Origin of the sequence: Rothia sp. HMSC066G07, assembly GCF_001814485.1 — a bacterium.
Classification (GTDB): Bacteria; Actinomycetota; Actinomycetes; order Actinomycetales; family Micrococcaceae; genus Rothia.
On sequence record NZ_KV816922.1, the window covers coordinates 332,064 to 350,297 of the forward strand.

Genomic DNA, 18,234 nt, shown 5'->3' on the forward strand with positions numbered 1-18,234 from the left:
TATTATGAGACGCACCACAGACCCTTCGCCTGAGCACCCTGAATCACCTGCGTCGCGCATTCCAACAAACACACCAGACGCGACCGCAAAACCCACATCAGCAACGCCGCTGAACGCACGCGGGCAGCTCACGCTCCTGACCGCGCAGGTTTCTGATGCTCTTGCGTCCAGTATCCAAGCTATCGCCATGCCCCTGCTGACCTACGGCGCCACCGGCGACCTCGCCCACTCCGCTATCGTCATGGTCGTCGAGGCAGTCCCCGTCATCCTCTTCGCACCATTCGCAGGCGCTATCGCCGACAAATTCAACCGCAAAACCCTCACCGTCAGCTTCAGGCTCGCCAGCGCCGCCCTACTCATCGCATCCCCAGCCCTCTACGCCGCCGCAGGACTACCCGCCTTCCTCACCATCGCATTCCTCGTCTCAACCTTCGGCACCTTCTCATCCCCCGCAGCCTCCGCCGCCATGCCCTCCCTGCTCGGCGACGACTACCAAAAATACATGGCACGCCGCGGCAGCCTCATCTTCCTCGCCCAAACCCTCGGCCCCACCATCGCAGCCGCCGTCGCATCCTTCACCACCCCAGCCCTCGCCGTCGGATTCGCAGGCACCCTCAACCTGCTCGCTGCCCTCACCGTCGCCACCATACGCAACTACGACCTCACCCACGCCGAACGCACCGCCACCGTGCAGGAACACCACACCGGCAGACTCCTGCGCGAAGGCGCCGCCTACACCGCACACAACCCCATCGTGCGCGGTATGCTCACCTTCTGGTTCCTCTCCATCGCCGCCGTACCCATCACCACCCTGCCCATGCTCGAATACCTCACCCGCGGCCTCGGGCACGACTACACCGCCTTCGGAATCGCAACTTCCGTCTACGCCGCCGGATGCGTGATCAGCTCCTGGCTTTCAGCCAAACTCGGCGTCGGTACAGGCGCCGGGCGGGTGCGTATGACCAAACGCGGGTGGATGTGCATCTCCGGACTCGGCTACGGCGCCGTTTGTCTGAGTATGGGACTACACCCGGCGCTGTGGGCGGTACTCGTGCTCTGGTTCATCTGGGGCATGTTCTACGGACCCGAAGAAGTGCTCGGGCAAGTCCTCTTCGCAGACGCTATCGACGAACACATGCGCGGGCGCGTCTACAGCTTCATGGGTGTGGTTTTCTCCCTAGCGGGTATGGTCGGGTACCTCATCACCGGATGGGCGGTACCAGCGTTCGGCGCGATCAACACCATTGTTACCGGAGGGGCACTCTTCATCATCGCCACCGTATTCACGTTCATTCTCGGCCCGACTGCGCGAGCGATACGGGCGCAGGAATCGCGGAATGAGGCAAAGAGCCGTGCGGGTGCATGACTGTGCTCTGTATATCGCCTCGGGGCATCATCGCCTCACCTCCGCCACGTTGCGGGCAACCCTGATAACACCGCGAGCAGGTGATTTTTGGCCGAGCATGCAGGAAAAATACTACCTGCTCGGCCAAAAATCACCTGCTCGCGCCCTAGTGTTATGTATCTGCTCGCGGACTTGGGATAGGAATGAGCGCTTGACCCGAGAAACCTACCCGCGCTTCAGCAACGTCATAACCTCATAGTGGTCCGTATGCGGGAACATGTCCAGCACACGGCCCTGCACCGGCGCATACGAGGGCATACGCTCCAGATCCTTCGCCAAAGTCACCGCGTTACAGCTCGAATACACCACACGGTCAATACCCGAACCCTCAATCCACGCACACAAGCTCTCACCAATACCGCGGCGCGGCGGATTCACCACCAGCATCTGCGGCACCGCGCCCGAAGACACCGCGAACTCCGGCGCGTCCTGCGCCGAAAAGTTCACGCCCTCCAGCCCATACTCAGCCACCGTGCGCTGCGCCGAAGCGACCGCCTCCGCACTAATCTCAATACCCGTCACCGAACCGCCGTCCATCACCGAAGCGGCATGCAGGGCAAAACCGCCCACGCCGCAGTACAAGTCCCACAGTGAGCGCGGAGCCACCTCACGCACCCACTCACGACCCTGCGCGTACATCGCCTCAGCGACCTTCGTGTTCGTCTGGAAGAAGCTCTGCGGACGCAAATGCAGGGTCAGGTCATTCACCTGCATCGGCAGGGTCTGACGCTCCGAGAGAATAATCTCCTCATCACCCTCAACGCGCGCCACCGGCTCACGCAGCAGGTTCACCGACAGCACTGCCAGGTTCGGCAGCCGCTCCTGTAGCCAGCCCATCTGGCGGCGAATCGGCACCAGAAGCTTCTTCGAACGCAGCACGAAACGCACCATCAGCTCACCCGCCGCCGAAGCAGTCACCAGAATATTCTTCAGCTCACCGCGACGGTTCGGAATGTCATAAGGGGTCAGGTCTGCACGCTGAATCAGCTCACGCAGCACCGGTATAGCCGCCTGAATCGGCTCCATATAGAGCGGGCATTCGCCAAGATCAGTGGAGGCACCCGTGCGGTAATCCACGATGCCGAGGGTCGGGTTCTTCGCCGAACCGCCCACCACGAGCTTCGCCTTGTTGCGGAAGCCCGCCTCCGCACTGGTCACCGGGTCCAGCCACTGTAGCTGCGGGTAGTTAGCGAGCAGGGCGCGGGCATGCTCCTGCTTCGCCTGCACCTGCGCGGTGTAGGCGGTCTCAATGCTGGGGCAGGAGGAGCAGAGGTCATCACGAAAATAGGCGCATTCCATAAGGAGCCATTCTACCGCCTCCACCGCCGGGACAGGACGCACGGGCACACAAAAGCGGGGGCGGCCACCCTTCATGGGTAGCCGCCCCCGCCTCATACGGATGCGTGGACCTGCGCCGGTTTGGGTACCAGCGCCGGGTCATCGCCGAAGGCCACTTCGTGCCCTTCGGATTCCATAACTTTTTGCCCCATCAGGGACAAAAAGTTATTACATCATTCCGCCCATTGCGTCCGCACCGGGAGCAACCGCACCAGCGGGCTCCGGCTTGTTCGCAACAACAGCCTCAGTGGTCAGGAACAGACCAGCAATAGACGCAGCGTTCTGCAGAGCCGAACGGGTCACCTTCACCGGGTCAGCAATACCAGCAGCCATCAGGTCCTCGTACTCGCCGGTCGCAGCGTTCAGACCGGTACCAGCAGGCAGGGAACGAACGCGGTCAACCACAACGCCCGGCTCCAGGCCAGCGTTAGCAGCAATCTGCTTCAGCGGTGCGTCAATAGCCACGCGCACAATGTTCGCGCCGGTCGCCTCATCGCCGGTCAGCTCCAGCTCGTCGAAGACCTTCACGCCAGCCTGAATCAGAGCAACGCCACCACCGGGGACGATACCCTCCTCAACAGCAGCCTTAGCGTTACGCACAGCATCCTCAATGCGGTGCTTGCGTTCCTTCAGCTCAACCTCAGTTGCGGCACCAGCCTTCAGCACAGCAACACCACCGGCGAGCTTAGCCAGGCGCTCCTGCAGCTTCTCACGGTCGTAATCGGAGTCAGAGTTAGCGATCTCTGCGCGGATCTGAGCAACGCGACCCTCAATAGCCGCTGCGTCGCCTGCACCCTCAATGATGGTGGTCTCGTCCTTGGTCACAACGACCTTGCGAGCGGAACCGAGCATGTCCAGGGTTGCTGCGTCCAGGGACAGGCCAACCTCTTCGGTAATGACCTGGCCGCCGGTCAGGATAGCGATATCAGCCATCTGAGCCTTACGGCGGTCACCGAAGCCCGGAGCCTTCACAGCAACAGACTTGATGGAGCCGCGCATCTTGTTCAGCACCAGCAGAGCCAGAGCCTCACCCTCAACGTCCTCAGCAACGATCAGCAGCGGCTTGCCGGACTGCATGACCTTCTCCAGGACGGGGACGAGGTCCTTCACGTTCGAAATCTTCTGGTTCACAACCAGGATGTAGGGGTCCTCCAGGACTGCTTCCTGACGCTCCGGGTCGGTCACAAAGTAACCGGACAGGAATCCCTTGTCGAAGCGCATACCCTCGGTCAGCTCCAGGTGCAGGCCGAAAGTGTTGGAGTCCTCAACGGTGATGACGCCTTCCTTGCCGACCTTCTCCATTGCCTCAGCAATGAGCTTGCCGATCTCAGCGTCGCCAGCGGAAATAGATGCGGTTGCAGCGATCTCTTCCTCGGTCTCAACTTCCTTCGCGGAGGAGAGCAGAGCCTCGGTCACAGCCTCAACAGCCTTCTCGATGCCGCGCTTGAGGCTCAGCGGGTCAGCGCCAGCAGCCACGTTGCGCAGGCCCTCGCGAACCAGTGCCTGAGCCAGAACGGTAGCGGTGGTGGTACCGTCACCTGCGATGTCGTCAGTCTTCTTAGCAACTTCCTTGACGAGCTCCGCACCAATCTTCTCGTACGGATCCTCCAGCTCGATTTCCTTCGCGATCGAGACACCGTCGTTGGTGATGGTGGGGGCGCCCCACGCCTTCTCCAGCACAACGTTGCGGCCGCGGGGGCCGAGGGTCACCTTCACTGCATCGGCGAGGGTGTTCAAACCGCGCTCAAGGCCGCGGCGTGCCTCTTCGTCAAAAGCAATGAGCTTTGCCATAAGTGTCCTCCTGGACGATCGGATTTTTTCCTTCACCCTTGCGGGTGCGGTACATCTAAAATCGGGTGGTTGCCCCTCCACAACGCCCCGGTTACGGAGGCGCGGGCAGAGTAGGGCATAAAGTACCCGAATGCTACATCAATTGTGGCACCCGCACCGGCATGGAGCAAACGTTTAAGCCCAAGGTTGAAGGGTTAATCGCCCAGTGCTTAATCTGCGCTCATTAAGCCTGCCTACAGGGGCGTTAATGGTGTGCCCGCCGGGAGTGCGTGAGGGGTGTTAAAAGCATCAACCCCACCCGGCGCATCAGTGGAATTGCGCGGATGGGGTTGAGCAGAAGTCGTTATGGCAGAAACAGTGGGCACGGGCTTAGATTCGCGGACTTAGATTCACTGGGGCAACCGCCCGAACCTATTCCGCCGCAGTAGCGGAGGCGGTGTAATCCGAGGACAGAATCACGATGACCTCGTGGTTGCCCATCTGCACATCGGAGGTTGCCTGACGCACCTGAGTAATGCCCAGTTTCGAGGCGATACTCTGTGCCTGCGACTGGTAGCCCTCAGCGTAGTAGACCACGCTGGTTGCCGGTGCCACACCCGTGTAGTTTGCCGTCTCGCTGATGGTGTAACCGGTCAGCAGAGCCGCCGCACCGGAGGCGCTACCCGCCGGAGCCGCCGCATTGTAGACCGCCACAGAGATGGACTCAGCCAGACCGGTCTTCGTGGCGCTTGCCGACGCAGAAGCCTTAGCCGGCGCAGAGGACGCCGACGCACTTGCGGGGGCGGAGCTGCTCTTCGCGGTGGACGCCGAGTACTGCGGGGAGGCGGTGCGCGGCGCGTACACGTACATTGCGCCGCCGATGAGCAGACCAACTACGCCTGCAGCTACCAGGGGGATAGCGCCCTTGGGGCTCTTTGCCGGGTCAGCATTGACCGCGCGGTAGGTTCCGCGGCGGGCGGTATTTTCGTCTACCTCATCAAATTCGTCGCGGGGGTAGCTCATTTATCCTCATTTCACGGGTCTCTGTTTACCGGCTGGTACCGTGCCTCCCTGCCTGGCACGCGGGCGCGGCTGCAGAAGGTGCGGTCTTGGTGTTCTAGTACCTAGAGTACCGGCTCAATTAGCGAGAACCAATGTGAACGCCCCGCAACCGGCTGTGAAAGAGACGGACACCGCACAGTGTTCAATCTCTGGTTGAACCTAAGGTGTGCGGGGTTGGATGCAGGAGTTGGAAGGCTCGCACGGCTCCCGCAATTCGAGCCCCTAGTCAGCGTCTCGGCGGGCGCGCAGAACGTCGATCATCTGCGGCGCTGCGGCGCGTACCCGCTCATCATCGAGCATCACATTCAGGCGCTGATAGTAGGCAATCGGGGTGAAACCGGCGGCGATAATCGCCTTCTCCTTGGAACCCTGGTGCTTGAAGCGGCGGCGCTCCACCTCAAGGATGCGGCGCTCCACCGGGGTCAGCCCGCCGGGTTGGCTCTGGGCTTCCGGCTGGTTTTCTATTTCCGCCTGGCTCTGCGCTTCTAATTGGCTCTGTGCTTCTGGCTGGCTCTGTGCGGTTTCAGCGCGTTCCTGTTCTGACACGTTCCCTCCTGTCTGTAGCTCGCCCGCTGCGGCTGGCGTCTCCTAGCGTGTGTATTCGTCATCCCCTAGTCTAGAAGAGAAACCCAGCCTAGAAGAGAACCCTAGCCTAGAGGAGAGCCTCAGTCTAGAAGAGAACCTCAGTCTAGAGGAGAAGTATTCATCCCGCACCCGGCCCCGTCACCGTCCGGGTCGCATCAGCCCCAGGAGATTCATGAACCAGCCCCTCAGCAACATTATGAGCGAGGATTGGGCGGCAGCACTCGCCCCGGTCGAAGAGCAGATTCACGCCATGGGCGCTTTCCTGCGTGAGGAGCACGCGGCGGGGTATCGTACTTTCCCGCCTGCCGCTGATATTTTCAATGCGTTCCGCCGCCCGATGAGCCAGGTGAAGGTCCTCATTATTGGCCAGGACCCCTACCCTACTCCGGGCAATGCGATGGGTTTGTCGTTCTCGGTGCACCGCGGTATGCCGTTGCCTCGTTCGCTGAACAATATTTACAAGGAACTTGAGGACGACCTGGGTATTGCCCCGGCTGATCACGGCGACCTGTCCTGTTGGGCTGATGAGGGTGTCATGCTGCTCAACAGGGTTTTGACGGTGCGCGAGTCTGATGCGGGTTCGCACCGCGGCAAGGGCTGGGAGGAGATTACCGAGTGCGCTATCCGTGCACTGGTGGCGCGTAACCAGCCGCTGGTTGGCCTGCTGTGGGGTGCGGATGCGCGCAAGTGCGCACCCATGTTGCAGCCGTACCCGAGCGTGGAGTCGGCGCATCCTTCGCCGCTGTCTGCTCGTCGTGGTTTCTTTGGTTCGCGCCCGTTTTCGACCGTGAATTCTTTGCTGGTGCAGCAGGGTGCGGAGCCGGTGGATTGGACGGTCCGCTAGGCGCAGCGTAAGAACCGGTGTAAAAGCTGGCGCAATGGGTGTAGCGAAGGGGCGGTAGCTTGTGAGTTGAACTCGCAAGCTGCCGCCCCTTCCCGCATCCAATATATGCAATATTGGCTATATACCCTTGAAAATAGGGTTAGGAATCTGCCGGTTCCACATTCCGCGGAGTCGTAAAATGCTGTAGCGCGTACTGCATCGTGTAATTACCCAACGCAACACCCGAAGCCATCGCCACCACAATCGAAACCGCCGTAATCATATTCTGCATACCCAGAATCACATCCGTCTCAACCGTCAACAAATACATGCCGCGGAAGAACGACAGACCCGGCAGCAAGAACGTAATCGCAGGAATTGAGAAAATCGCCTGAGGCACATGCAGACGGTACGCAAAATACGTGCTCAACGCACCAATCACAACCGCCGCACACGCCGTCGGACCACGACCAGTACTCGGACCGGCAAGCATCTCGTAGCCGTAATACGCCGCCAAACCGCAACCCGTAATGAGCATCAGCCAACCGACCTTCACCAGCTTCGTCTGCAAGGTAATTGCAAAAGTTGCAATCGCCACCAGGAAGAAGAAAGACGCCGCCAGCGGGGTCGTCGGCTCAAAACGCAGCTGCTCAATATCCAGGGTCGGTCCGTTGAAAATATTAATCGCACTCACCGCGGTAGCAATACCGACCACCAGGCCCAAGAAGCTCATGCCCGTAGACACGAAACGACCAGCAGCCGTCACAGGGAAGCCGTTAATCGCATCCTGCACAGCACCCACCAGACGCGGAGTCGGCAAGAACATAATCATACCCGCAGCAACCACGAGAGGCGCCGAAATCGCCTCTCCTTGACGCTGAAGCACCGAAAGAATGGACCCTTCACCGCCCAGCCAAATCGCCAAGAAAGTCATCAGACCTGCACTAGCAGCCATGCGGAAGAACGCCGGAATACCAATCGAACTCAACCACTGAATCAGCAGGTACACGGGAATAAAGATAATCGCCGCGCTCAACGCCGTCGCAAAACTCGCCCCCAGCGCCGCTGTCAGGGTTCCAGCGCACGCCAGATTCGCCAGCCACACCACCAGAGGCGGGAACGGCTTGGGTCGGTGCGTAATCTGGTTCAGCTTCAAATCAGCCATTTCCAGGGTCATACCGCCGCGAGTGATCTTGTAGATCAGGCCGTACACCTCGGAGAGTGCCTCGTAGTTCTCAGTGGAGGAACGCACCACACGCACCAGGGTGTGGGTGAAGCGCTCCTCAGCGTTCGCATTGCGCTTGGCGATGCGGGACTCCATGTAAATATCGGGGTCCGACGTGTAGTTGATGGTCACCGACTGGTTCGTAATATCGACTTCCACCGAGTCCAGCCCGTACGCCGAAGACACCGCAATAATCGCAGAGTCCACGTCCATGGCGTCCGCGCCGTAGTGGAACATCGCCTCAGCCAGGCGCAGGGTGAAGTTCAGGGTATCGCGGGCGTACTCCTTCTCACGGCGGAATGCCTCACGACGCTCATGCTCGTCAGAGCGGATAGTCGGCACAAACTGACGCTGAGCAATACGCTGGGCGCCGCGCGGAGCGGCGGGTGCCGCCTCCTCAGTGCGCACGAAGGAGCGGAGGCGACGCGACCCCCAACGGCCGCCACTACCGCGCCCAAGGAGGCTGTGAGACCCCCTATCGACCAGCGGTACGGAGGTGGTGGGCATCGAGACGGGCCCGGTCTTCGGCATTGCGGCAGGATCCGCACCGAAGCGTCGGGCTGCGTGAGAGTTCGGCACCTGCGGAATCATACCGGTCATGGGCACCGGCTGGGAGGGTCGGGTCAGCGCCTCCTCGGTCACCATATTGCTGGAGGTGACGGGGTTCGGGTCCTCACGGTACGCGTCCAGCTCATAATCAGGCACGAGGGAGGGGTCAATGACGGTACGCGCGCCGTGGCCGTTAGGGGTCAGTTCGGGGTCGCATGTGGGCTCAACCGGCTCCTGCGCGGTGATGCCCATATCCGCTGCGGCCTCCTGCAGTACATCGCTGACAGCTTCTGCAGCGACGGTGCTCTCCTGGCTTGTCGCGGAGGTAGCATGCTGAGCCAGCACGCGGCGCAATTTCTCGTCGGTGACCTGGTCTAGTGAAACCAGGGGAAAACCGCGTTTACCGGCGATGTAGCCCGCGGTGGTGTTCTGCTCGCTTCCTTCCATTGCGGCAGTGTTCGCTTCGTCTGCATGCGAAGCTTCCCGCGATGTGGGGGTCGCGGGGGTGTTCCTCGATTCTGCCAATGTCCCTCCCAGATAGACAGTGCCTATTTAGTCTAACAAGGGCACGATTCTGCGGTAGCACTGGAGAGCAGAAATATCACTTTTCTGCCCGGTGATTTTGTGAGCAAAAAGCGCTCTGCGGCACTTACGGCAGAAGGCTTCATTGATATGAAGAGAAATCCAGGTCATTACTGCACAGAAGATATTTTGGGAGATATTTCTAGAGCTATTTTCGAGGAAAAATAAAGGTTATATATACATTAAGATTTGCAGAGAAATATCCCCTATCTCCCCCCACTCACGCCTCAATAAAAAATGAATTATTCATAACAAAAAATATCCCGCCACCGAAGTGACGGGATATTCACGCTTTAAGGCTGTAGCCTTCACAGCATCCGAAGCGCACCGCTCAGGGTCACTTCAGAGGCGAAAGTCAATTACTCAGCGTCGTGGTCGGTCTCGAGGATCTTAACCAGCGAGTCAAGAGCCTCTTCAGCACCTTCGCCCTCAGCGCGCAGGACAACAACGTCGCCGTGCTTTGCACCCAGGGACATCAGGGACAGAATCGATGCAGCGTCCATAGCCTCATCTGCGGGCTCACCCTTAGCAGCGATGGTCACCTCAACGGGGAGGTCGCCAGCTGCCTCAGCGAAGATAGCTGCCGGACGTGCGTGCAGGCCAACACGGCTTGCAATAGTGGCTTCGCGCTCTGCCATTATGTTTCTCCTTTGATCAAGGAACCAAAAATATATCAGTCCCTATTCTAAATGAACGGGGCGCTTCAGGACCCGCCCTTACTCTATAAATTGTACCGTTCAGCCGTACGCTAACAAGTACAAAAATGCCGGATGCAGAAATAAAACTCCGCACCCGGCATTTTTATGGACCCGGGCACCGCCTAACACACCCCACCAAGGGGCGGCAGGCAGAACCCGGAATCGTTTTAAGGCTTAGAGGCCCAGCTCATCCAGAATCGGCAGAGCCTTGCGTGCGCTCTCCTTCGCCTCAGCAGAAGAAATCTGCTGCAGAGCGATAGCCGCAATCTGCTGTGCCTTCTCCTTGGTCACAGACTTCAGAACCGCAGCCACAGCGGGGATAGCGCCAGCGTTCATGGACAGGGTGTCAACACCCAGACCAATCAGAACAACAGCCAGAGCCGGGTCAGCCGCAGCCTCACCACAGACGCTCACGTACTTCTTCTTACCCGCGGTGACCGATGCACGCTGAGCACCCTCAACAGTCATCTTGATCATCTTCAGCACTGCAGGCTGCCAGGGGTTGTTCAGGTGCGCCAGGTCACCCAGCAGACGGTCAGCTGCCATGGTGTACTGGGTCAGGTCGTTGGTGCCGATGGACACGAAGTCGACCTCGCCCAGGATAGCCTCAGCGTTCATCACAGCTGCGGGGGTTTCAACCATCACACCGTGAACGGGCAGGCCGATCTCCTTGAGCATGTTCGCGAAGTTGCGTGCCTCGGAGGTGGTCGAAATCATCGGAGCCATAACCCAGATGTCCGCGTCGGAGTTCTCCGAAGCAGCCTTAATAGCCTCCAGCTGGCGGGTCAGAACGCCCGGAACGGTCCAGTCAGTACGGAAACCGCGAACACCCAGTGCGGGGTTCTCCTCGGGGTTCACGTTCAGGAACGGCAGGGGCTTGTCAGCGCCAGCGTCCAGGGTACGAACCACAATGTGCTTGCCGGGGAATGCGTCAAACACGGACTTGTAGGTCTTAGCCTGAGTCTCGATAGAAGGCTCAGAGTCGTGGCCCAGGAAGCCGAACTCGGTGCGCAACAGGCCAACACCCTCAGCCTTCAGGCTTGCAGCCTTCTCAGCGGACTTGCCGTCACCAACGTTTGCGTACAGCTCAACGCGGGTGCCGTCAGCCAGCACACCCTGACCGTCAAAGTCAGCGACAGGCTTACGGTTTGCGTACTTGATTGCTGCCTCACGGTCAGCGTCGGTGGGCTCGGTGTCAACGATGCCTTCGTTGGAGTCCACGTAGACGACGGTGTCGTCAGCAATCTCGGTCACGCCCTTAGCCGCCACAATAGCGGGCAGACCCAGACCGCGAGCCAGAATAGCGGTGTGTGCCTGGGGGCCACCGTCAGAGGTAATCAGAGCGATAACCTTCTCGGGGTCCAAGGTCGCGGTGTCAGCCGGTGCCAGGTCAATAGCGGCCAGGATGAACGGCTCATCAGAAACGGGGATGCCGGGAGCCTGCTGGTCGGTCAGCTCAGCAACAATGCGGGCACGCACGTCGTGGATGTCGGTGACGCGCTCAGCCATGTAGCCACCCAGGGCAGCCATCTGGTCTGCGAAGGAGGTTGCAGCCTCCCAGATAGCGCGCTCGGGAGCCATCTCCTGAGTCTCAACCAGCTTAATAGCGCTCTTGATGAGTGCACGGTCGGTAGCCATCTGAGAGGTAGACTTCAGAACAGCCTTGCCGTCACGGCTAGCGTGCTCTGCACGAGCGAGCAGGTCTTCCTTCACGCGGACCGAAGCGTCCTTGATGCGCTGCGCTGCAGCCTCAGCGGTCTCACCGCTCAGACGCAGACCGTCCTTGGGTTCCTCGATGGGCTTAGGCATCTGAAGAACGGGGCCAATAACGCGGCCGGCGTATACGCCGACGCCCTTGTAGGTAGTCATAAATTCATGTCCTATCTGTGGTTTGTCTACAGTGTAACGTGTTTTTTCACGCTCACGCCTGCAAACAGACGATCAAATGAAGGTGAGGTTATACGGCCTTTATGCGGATGCCTTGGAGCGGGCACCCATGGACTTCAGCACAACGTACACCAGAGCCGATAGCACGGTACCGGCCAGCACGGCCACGAAGAACATCAGCGGGTTCTGCGCCAGACCAATAATCCAGATACCGCCGTGCGGAGCCGGGGAAGCCACGTGCGCACCCATGGAGATTGCACCGGCAATAGCGCCACCAACAATGGTCGAAGGAATCACGCGAGCCGGGTCAGCCGAAGCGAAGGGAATAGCACCCTCAGAGATGAAGGATGCACCCAGCAGCCACGCAGCCTTACCGTTCTCACGCTCGTTCTCGTTGAACAGCTTGGGACGCAGGGTGGTTGCCAGAGCCATAGCCAGCGGCGGAACCATACCGGAAATAATGACGGCAGCCATGATTTCCTGGTTCACGGTCGCACCCGAGGACAAGCCAGCGGTTGCGAAGAGGTAAGCAGCCTTGTTGATGGGGCCACCCAGGTCAGAAGCCATCATGGCGCCCAGAATCAGGCCCAGCAGCAGAGCGGAACCACCAGACATGGAGGTCAGCCAATCCTGCAGGGTGGTCATAACCCACGCCAGGGGCGCACCGAGCAGCAGGTACATTGCCAGGCCGGCGACCAGAGAAGTCACCAGCGGGGTGATGACCACGGGCATCATCGAGCCAAGCCAGCGGGGCAGCTTCAGAGTGCCCAGAGCGTACGCAATCAGACCGGCGAGAATACCGCCAACAATACCGCCAAGGAAGCCCGCGTTTACCGCAAGAGCCACCGAACCGGCGATGAAGCCCGGAGCAATACCGGGACGCTGAGCCAAACCGTACGCAATGTACGCGGCAAGAGCCGGAACCATCAGGCTCAGACCGAAACCACCGATGGTCTGCAGAACAGCACCCAGGTACAGGGTCCAGTGCACATCACCGAGATTGAACAGGGTTGCCGACTCGAGAATCGCCTTGGGGTTCACATCACCAAGGTTCGGCACCGTAATTGCCTCGAAAACGAAGCCCAGGGCGACCAGAATACCGCCGGCAGCAACGAACGGAATCATGTAAGAGATACCGGTCATCACGGCCTTGTAGATGCGCGAGCCCCAAGCGCCTTCGGTAGCGCCTGCGCTGTCCTCACCGCTGGATGCGGCAGCGGCAACGCGTGCACCGTTGGGATTCTCAGCCTCAGCCAGAGCCTCCGCAATCATTTCCTTAGGCTCGTCAATACCGCGCTTAACGGGAGACTCGACAAAGGGCTTACCCGCGAAGCGATTACGCTCACGCACGTTCACGGACACCGCAAAAATCACGGCGTCTGCGGCGTCAATATCAGCCTGAGTCAGCTTCTCATTACCCGAGGAGCCCTGAGTCTCAACCTTCAGATCGTAGCCGAGCTCTTCAGCAGCGTACTTGAGGGCGTCCGCAGCCATATAGGTGTGAGCGATACCGGTGGGGCATGCGGTCACAGCAACAATCTTCTTCACCGGAGCCGAAGCAGCGGGGGTGTCCTGAGCGGAGGCTGCAGGTGCGGCGGCGGGCGCAGCCTCGGCGGGCTTAGCCTCTGCCTTCTTCTCGCCCACGCCGAGTGCACCGTTGACCAGCTCAACAATCTCTTCAGCCGAGGAGGCTTCGCGCAGGGACGCAGTGAAGCTCTTCTTCATCAGGGAACGTGCCAGAGTGGAGAGCAACTTCAGGTGAGCCTGGTCAGCGCCATCCGGTGCAGCAATGAAGAAAATCAGGTCGGCGGGGCCGTCCTTAGCGCCGAAGGAAACTGCCGGGTTGGGGCGTGCCATCGCCAGGGTCGGCTCGGTGACAGCAGCGCTACGGCAGTGAGGAATCGCAATACCGCCGGGGATACCGGTGTCGGTCTTGGATTCACGTGCCTCGGCAGCCGCGTAGAGCTGCTCGAAGTCGGTAGCGCGTCCGGCATTTACGACTGCCTGGGCGAGCTTGGCAATTACGTCGAATCGGGTCTCGCCGAGGTTCTCGTCCAGCAGGACGAGATCTGCGGTGATCAGATCAGACATATTCCCTCCTCGGGTATGTGTTGGGGCGGGAAGAGGCTTGGCGGGGTGCCAAGTTTCTCCCCTGTATGAGTTCAAGGTGTGTGCAACCTGTGTGTGTTGTGTTCGTATATGCGTGTGGGTGTTGAGGTAACACCCCTGCATACATTCCCTTCTGAGAATAAAAGCTGGAGGTGCGAAAACAGTCCGAATTAGAGCTGCAGCTGACGAACAGTGACCTTCTCAGGAGTGGTCTGCTCCAGCGAAGGCATACGGGTACCGGGCAGAGCAGCAGCAGCCGAACCGTGAGCTACCGCCTGAACTAGGCAACCGGGGGCATCCTCACCACGAGTGTGAGCAATCAAGAAACCGGACAGCGAGGAGTCACCGGCACCCACAGTGCTACGAACCTGAATCGGCTCGTGCACAGCGTGCCAGATACCCTGCTCAGTGACCAGCACGGCACCGCCGCCACCGAGGGTGGCAAGCACGTACTCGATGCCGTCGCCGAGCAACTTCTGGGCGGTGCGGGCGGTCAGCTCGGGGCTGGCCTCCAGCTCCTCCCAGTTGTCGCTACCGGTCAGCTGAGCCAGCTCCTCCGAGTTGGGCTTAATCAGGGTGGGCTTATGCTCACCGGCAACGGTCGCAATCAGCGGCGCCTCCGAGGTATCAATAGCAATCTTGCCCTCGTAGCCGGAGGCGCGCAGTGCCGCCACCAGCTCGGAGTAGTAGGTCGGCTCCAGACCCGGAGGCAGCGAACCAGCCAGAACCACCCAGTCGGCACCCTTGGAACGCTCAACCACCAGCTCGTCCAGCTTCTGACGCAGTTCGGCATCAAAAACGGTGCCGGGGGCGTTCAGCTTGGTGGTGGTGCCATCCGGATCAACCACGGTGATGTTCGAGCGAATCGGCTCGCCGGTCGGCAGGTTAGCGAACTCGACGTCCACAGCCTGTAGTGCGGTCAGCACCGGGTCGGTGGCTTCACCGGGCACAATGGCGAGGGTCGGTACGCCGGAAACCTGCAGGGCGCGGGAAATATTCACGCCCTTACCACCGGGATCCTGTACGGCACCGACAGCACGCTGCACGGCACCGTGAGCCAGGGGTGCACCGAGTTCAATGGTGCGGTCCAGGCTGGGGTTGGCGGTCAGAGTAATAATCATTAGGCAATCACAATCTCAACATTTGCGGCCTCGAGTGCCTGGCGGAGGGCACCTTCGGGCTCGCGATCAGTAATGAGGGTGTCAATATCCTCGAATCCGGCGAAGCGGACCAGGGATTCCTGACCGAACTTCGCGGAGTCACAAAGCAAGACCACGCGGCGGGCTGCCTTGCAAATTGCGGTCTTGACAATAGCTTCGTTCATGCCGGGGGTGGAGATGCCGAAGTGGGCTTCAATGCCGTTGGCACCGATGAAAGCAATATCGGGGCGCATGGTACCGAAGTGCTCTGCGGCGCGTGCACCAACAGCAGCCCAGGTCATCTTGCGCAGCTGGCCGCCAACCAGTTCAAGGGTGACACCCTCGGCTTCGGCGAGCTTGACTGCAATGTGCAGTGCGTGGGTGATGATGATGCGGTCGTTGCCGGTCTTGAGGCTGAAGTTCTCGGCGCCGATGTGGTCGGCGAGAATCTCGATGGTGGAGCCTGCGTCCAGGACGATGGAGCCTGCCTCGGAGTCGCGCAGCATCTGGTATGCCTTGGTGGCGATACGGCGCTTCTCGGGGGTGTTCATGCCCTGTCGGGAGGAGATGGAGGACTCCAGGGAGGTGGACTGCTCAATGGTGACAGCACCACCGTGAACACGGCGGAGCTTACCTGCCTCTTCCAGTGCGGCGAGGTCACGACGCACGGTCTCCATGGTCACATCGTAACGACGTGCAAGGTCAGCGCCGTTGACACGACGTGCGGAGGCAACAAGCTTTGCAATTTCGGCACGGCGTTCTTCTGCGAACATAACTCTGGTGTTCCTTTGGGCTAGTGGGAGAAAATCTGTGCGTTCTTTTCTGCGTTCTGCTCGGCTTTTATGGCCATGAGAGACATGGCTTCAATGAGCCAGCAAAACACTTGAGGGTAATACTTGATTTTATGTGGGTTTTTGTGGGCAAGTCAATATAAAACGCTGTATTTGCCGGAATATTACCCGAATGTTCCCTACCGAAACCACACCTATTTGCGAGCTGTTGCCTGTTTATGTCTGTTTGACCTAATGAACTGTTGGGTTTTCCCGCTCCCTCACCATTCCCACAGTGTCCAACACCTACACGGCGCCCTCACAGGGCAAAAAGTGGAGGCGCCGGCTCCGAAAATCCTCGAAACCAGCGCCTCCACCAGCAGAACATATGCAATTAATGCGCGCTTATTTGGGTGCTCGTTTACTTGCCCTTGCGTTCGCGACGCACGCGACGCCAACGATGCACACCCAAGGCACCCGCCGCGCCCAGCAGAGCACCCGAACCGTTCATCAGCACATCCACCGGGTCGCCGGTGCGATCAGGCATGAAACTCTGAATCATCTCAATGCAGGCGCTGACCAAAAATCCCGAGTACAGCACGTGCGGGCGAGCCTTCGGCTTGAGCAGCAGGGCGAAAAGAAAACCGCCCGGAATGAACATAATGACGTTCGAAAGCTGCTCGATGCTCGAATAGGTGATGAACGCAGGCAACCAACCCTCGGAGTGGCCGGTATCCAAAAACTGCGCCAGGCGGCCGCCCATCTCGTTATCGTCCACGTGCACGGGGGCGAACACGATACTCGCCACCACCGCGCAGTACAGCGCCGTGACCGGCCAGAGAATCAGCCGCCACACGCGAGCGCCAGAGCGACCGCTACCGGGTTGTCCTTTACCAAACAAGGCGACCCACCTCGTCGAATTGCTTGGTCGAGTCCCACGCGAACAGGCCCGGCACGTCAATCGTGAGCGGTTCGGCGTTCGGCACGGTCACGGTCCATTCTTCACCGGCCGCTGCGGAGAGGGCGCGGCGGATAAAGCTACCGTGGCTGACGGCAATAATCTTCTGGTCGCCCGGCTCTTCGGAGAGTTCACGCACGATATTGCGCAGGGTACGCACCGCGCGGATGTACACGTCGCGTTCGGATTCCACGTTCGGGTAGTAGCGTTCGGGGGCGCGGCGTTCGGGGGCGGGAATGTCCAGGCCCTCACCGGCACCGTAGGCGCGTTCCACCAGCTCGGGGTAAGTCTTGTGCACCTGCAGATCGAAGTGCTCACCGACCAGTTGCGCGGTCTCGTGGGCGCGGGAGAGCGGCGAGGACACTAGCATGGTGAATTCCAGGCCCATGTCGGCGAGCTTCTTGCCGGTGGTGCGTGCCTGCTCGCGGCCGGTGTCGTTGAGCGGAATGTCGGTGATGCCCTGCATCAGGTTCGCCTTGTTCCAGTCGGTCTGGCCGTGACGAATCAGGGTGAGGGTCGTATTCTCGGCGCCCTCCGGTACTTCCTCGGGGCCCAGCTCGGGTTCCAGATGCTGCACGACCAGGCGGTCGATGGCATCGTCCAGGTACTGCAGGGGCACCTCGGTCAGGGAGGCGTTGGCCGGGATCGGGTAGATACCGTCCTCGTTGAGCAGTTCGGGGTGGCGCTCAGCGACCAGGGCGGTCACGACCATGGCAATCAGCATGCCGTGCGCGGCGACCACAACGGTCTGGCCCTCATATTCGCGGCGGACGCGGTTCAGCGCCGCGAGGGAGCGGGCGAGGAAGTCCTTCTTCGGTTCCACGTTGAAAGCGTTGTTGGACTGGCGGGAGGCGAGAATCAGCTCGGGGGTAGCGATCTGGCCCTCCAGGTCGCCAAAGGAACGTTCCTGGAAGCCGTCAACGGCACCGCGGTAGGGTACGCCCAGGCCTTCGGCTACGATTTCGGCGCTTTCTACGGCACGGGAAAGGGGCGAGGAGACGATAGCGTCCACGGCGGTGCCCTCAGCTGCTGCCTGCTGCAGGGCACCGATAGCGGTGCGGACCTGCTCTCTGCCGGTGTCGTTGAGGGGGATGTCGGTGCCGCCTTGGAAGCGGTGGTCAATGTTCCAGTCGGTCTGGCCGTGGCGTAGGAAGATGATGCGGGTTCCTGCCTCGGGGTCGGGTACCGGAGTGATGATGGGGGTGTTCTGTGCGTCGGTCATCCTTCTAGTATGGCATTGCCCCCGCGCAGTTCAAGGGGGCAAGAGGCGTATTCTCTCATGAAGCGCACTCATACCGCGGTATGAGCTGCGGGGTGGTTGAGCGCCCGGTCGG

General features: G+C 60.2%; 14 protein-coding genes. 2 read left to right on the forward strand and 12 right to left on the reverse strand.

From position 1 onward, the window contains the following. Positions 1–4 precede the first annotated feature (4 nt). Positions 5–1,366, forward strand: coding sequence for an MFS transporter (locus HMPREF2971_RS02945; protein ID WP_246824527.1), 1,362 nt, complete (start codon positions 5–7; stop codon positions 1,364–1,366). 204 nt (positions 1,367–1,570) lie between these two features. Here HMPREF2971_RS02945 and rlmC read toward each other — a convergent pair whose 3' ends face one another. The 4 genes from rlmC to HMPREF2971_RS02965 form a co-directional block, all read right to left on the reverse strand. Then, positions 1,571–2,704 carry a 23S rRNA (uracil(747)-C(5))-methyltransferase RlmC gene (rlmC, locus tag HMPREF2971_RS02950; protein WP_070691216.1) on the reverse strand — a complete coding sequence of 378 codons (1,134 nt, stop codon included), beginning with the start codon at positions 2,702–2,704 and terminating at the stop codon, positions 1,571–1,573. A gap of 207 nt (positions 2,705–2,911) precedes the next feature. Next, positions 2,912–4,534 carry a chaperonin GroEL gene (groL, locus tag HMPREF2971_RS02955; protein WP_070691218.1) on the reverse strand — a complete coding sequence of 541 codons (1,623 nt, stop codon included), beginning with the start codon at positions 4,532–4,534 and terminating at the stop codon, positions 2,912–2,914. Positions 4,535–4,945: 411 nt separating this feature from the next. Then, on the reverse strand, positions 4,946–5,536 hold the full coding sequence (locus HMPREF2971_RS02960) for a LytR C-terminal domain-containing protein (RefSeq protein ID WP_070691221.1): 591 nt from the start codon (positions 5,534–5,536) through the stop codon (positions 4,946–4,948). Between the two features lie 261 nt (positions 5,537–5,797). Continuing rightward, complete coding sequence (locus HMPREF2971_RS02965) at positions 5,798–6,121, reverse strand: DUF3263 domain-containing protein (RefSeq protein ID WP_012902847.1); 324 nt, start codon at positions 6,119–6,121, stop codon at positions 5,798–5,800. A 211-nt stretch (positions 6,122–6,332) separates the two neighbouring features. Between HMPREF2971_RS02965 and HMPREF2971_RS02970 the strand changes: the two genes are divergently transcribed. Further along, positions 6,333–7,004: a uracil-DNA glycosylase gene (locus HMPREF2971_RS02970; protein ID WP_070507220.1), complete on the forward strand. Its 672-nt coding sequence runs from the start codon at positions 6,333–6,335 to the stop codon at positions 7,002–7,004. Between the two features lie 139 nt (positions 7,005–7,143). Here the strand turns inward: HMPREF2971_RS02970 and HMPREF2971_RS02975 are convergent, their stop codons facing one another. From HMPREF2971_RS02975 to HMPREF2971_RS03010, 8 genes are all read right to left on the reverse strand, one after another. Further along, a complete protein-coding gene (locus tag HMPREF2971_RS02975; RefSeq protein WP_070691223.1) occupies positions 7,144–9,282 on the reverse strand; it encodes a threonine/serine exporter family protein in 2,139 nt (712 codons plus the stop codon). Positions 9,283–9,698: 416 nt separating this feature from the next. Continuing rightward, a complete protein-coding gene (locus HMPREF2971_RS02980) occupies positions 9,699–9,977 on the reverse strand; it encodes an HPr family phosphocarrier protein (RefSeq protein WP_005504506.1) in 279 nt (92 codons plus the stop codon). 234 nt (positions 9,978–10,211) lie between these two features. Then, positions 10,212–11,906 (reverse strand): phosphoenolpyruvate--protein phosphotransferase, encoded by a 1,695-nt coding sequence (gene ptsP, locus HMPREF2971_RS02985; RefSeq protein WP_070691225.1) that lies wholly within the window; start codon positions 11,904–11,906, stop codon positions 10,212–10,214. Positions 11,907–12,005: 99 nt separating this feature from the next. Then, the gene (locus HMPREF2971_RS02990; protein ID WP_070691228.1) at positions 12,006–14,015 is read right to left on the reverse strand and encodes a PTS fructose transporter subunit IIABC; all 2,010 of its coding nucleotides are present in this window, start codon (positions 14,013–14,015) and stop codon (positions 12,006–12,008) included. Positions 14,016–14,203: 188 nt separating this feature from the next. Continuing rightward, a complete protein-coding gene (locus HMPREF2971_RS02995) occupies positions 14,204–15,154 on the reverse strand; it encodes a 1-phosphofructokinase family hexose kinase (protein WP_005508167.1) in 951 nt (316 codons plus the stop codon). Beyond that, the gene (locus tag HMPREF2971_RS03000) at positions 15,154–15,945 is read right to left on the reverse strand and encodes a DeoR/GlpR family DNA-binding transcription regulator (RefSeq protein WP_049357323.1); all 792 of its coding nucleotides are present in this window, start codon (positions 15,943–15,945) and stop codon (positions 15,154–15,156) included. The genes HMPREF2971_RS02995 and HMPREF2971_RS03000 overlap by 1 nt, the downstream gene beginning before the upstream one ends. Before the next feature lie 418 nt (positions 15,946–16,363). Continuing rightward, positions 16,364–16,843: a VanZ family protein gene (locus HMPREF2971_RS03005; protein ID WP_049363501.1), complete on the reverse strand. Its 480-nt coding sequence runs from the start codon at positions 16,841–16,843 to the stop codon at positions 16,364–16,366. Further along, positions 16,833–18,122 carry a histidine phosphatase family protein gene (locus tag HMPREF2971_RS03010; protein WP_049363503.1) on the reverse strand — a complete coding sequence of 430 codons (1,290 nt, stop codon included), beginning with the start codon at positions 18,120–18,122 and terminating at the stop codon, positions 16,833–16,835. The genes HMPREF2971_RS03005 and HMPREF2971_RS03010 overlap by 11 nt, the downstream gene beginning before the upstream one ends. Positions 18,123–18,234 lie beyond the last annotated feature (112 nt).

What these genes read in the sequence shown, in the direction of transcription:
- HMPREF2971_RS02945 (WP_246824527.1), top strand. Translation starts at nt 5, where the DNA reads ATGAGACGCACCACAGACCCTTCGCCTGAGCACCCTGAATCACCTGCG.
- rlmC (WP_070691216.1), bottom strand. Translation starts at nt 2,704, where the DNA reads ATGGAATGCGCCTATTTTCGTGATGACCTCTGCTCCTCCTGCCCCAGC.
- groL (WP_070691218.1), bottom strand. Translation starts at nt 4,534, where the DNA reads ATGGCAAAGCTCATTGCTTTTGACGAAGAGGCACGCCGCGGCCTTGAG.
- HMPREF2971_RS02960 (WP_070691221.1), bottom strand. Translation starts at nt 5,536, where the DNA reads ATGAGCTACCCCCGCGACGAATTTGATGAGGTAGACGAAAATACCGCC.
- HMPREF2971_RS02970 (WP_070507220.1), top strand. Translation starts at nt 6,333, where the DNA reads ATGAACCAGCCCCTCAGCAACATTATGAGCGAGGATTGGGCGGCAGCA.
- HMPREF2971_RS02980 (WP_005504506.1), bottom strand. Translation starts at nt 9,977, where the DNA reads ATGGCAGAGCGCGAAGCCACTATTGCAAGCCGTGTTGGCCTGCACGCA.
- ptsP (WP_070691225.1), bottom strand. Translation starts at nt 11,906, where the DNA reads ATGACTACCTACAAGGGCGTCGGCGTATACGCCGGCCGCGTTATTGGC.
- HMPREF2971_RS02990 (WP_070691228.1), bottom strand. Translation starts at nt 14,015, where the DNA reads ATGTCTGATCTGATCACCGCAGATCTCGTCCTGCTGGACGAGAACCTC.
- HMPREF2971_RS02995 (WP_005508167.1), bottom strand. Translation starts at nt 15,154, where the DNA reads ATGATTATTACTCTGACCGCCAACCCCAGCCTGGACCGCACCATTGAA.
- HMPREF2971_RS03000 (WP_049357323.1), bottom strand. Translation starts at nt 15,945, where the DNA reads ATGTTCGCAGAAGAACGCCGTGCCGAAATTGCAAAGCTTGTTGCCTCC.
- HMPREF2971_RS03010 (WP_049363503.1), bottom strand. Translation starts at nt 18,122, where the DNA reads ATGACCGACGCACAGAACACCCCCATCATCACTCCGGTACCCGACCCC.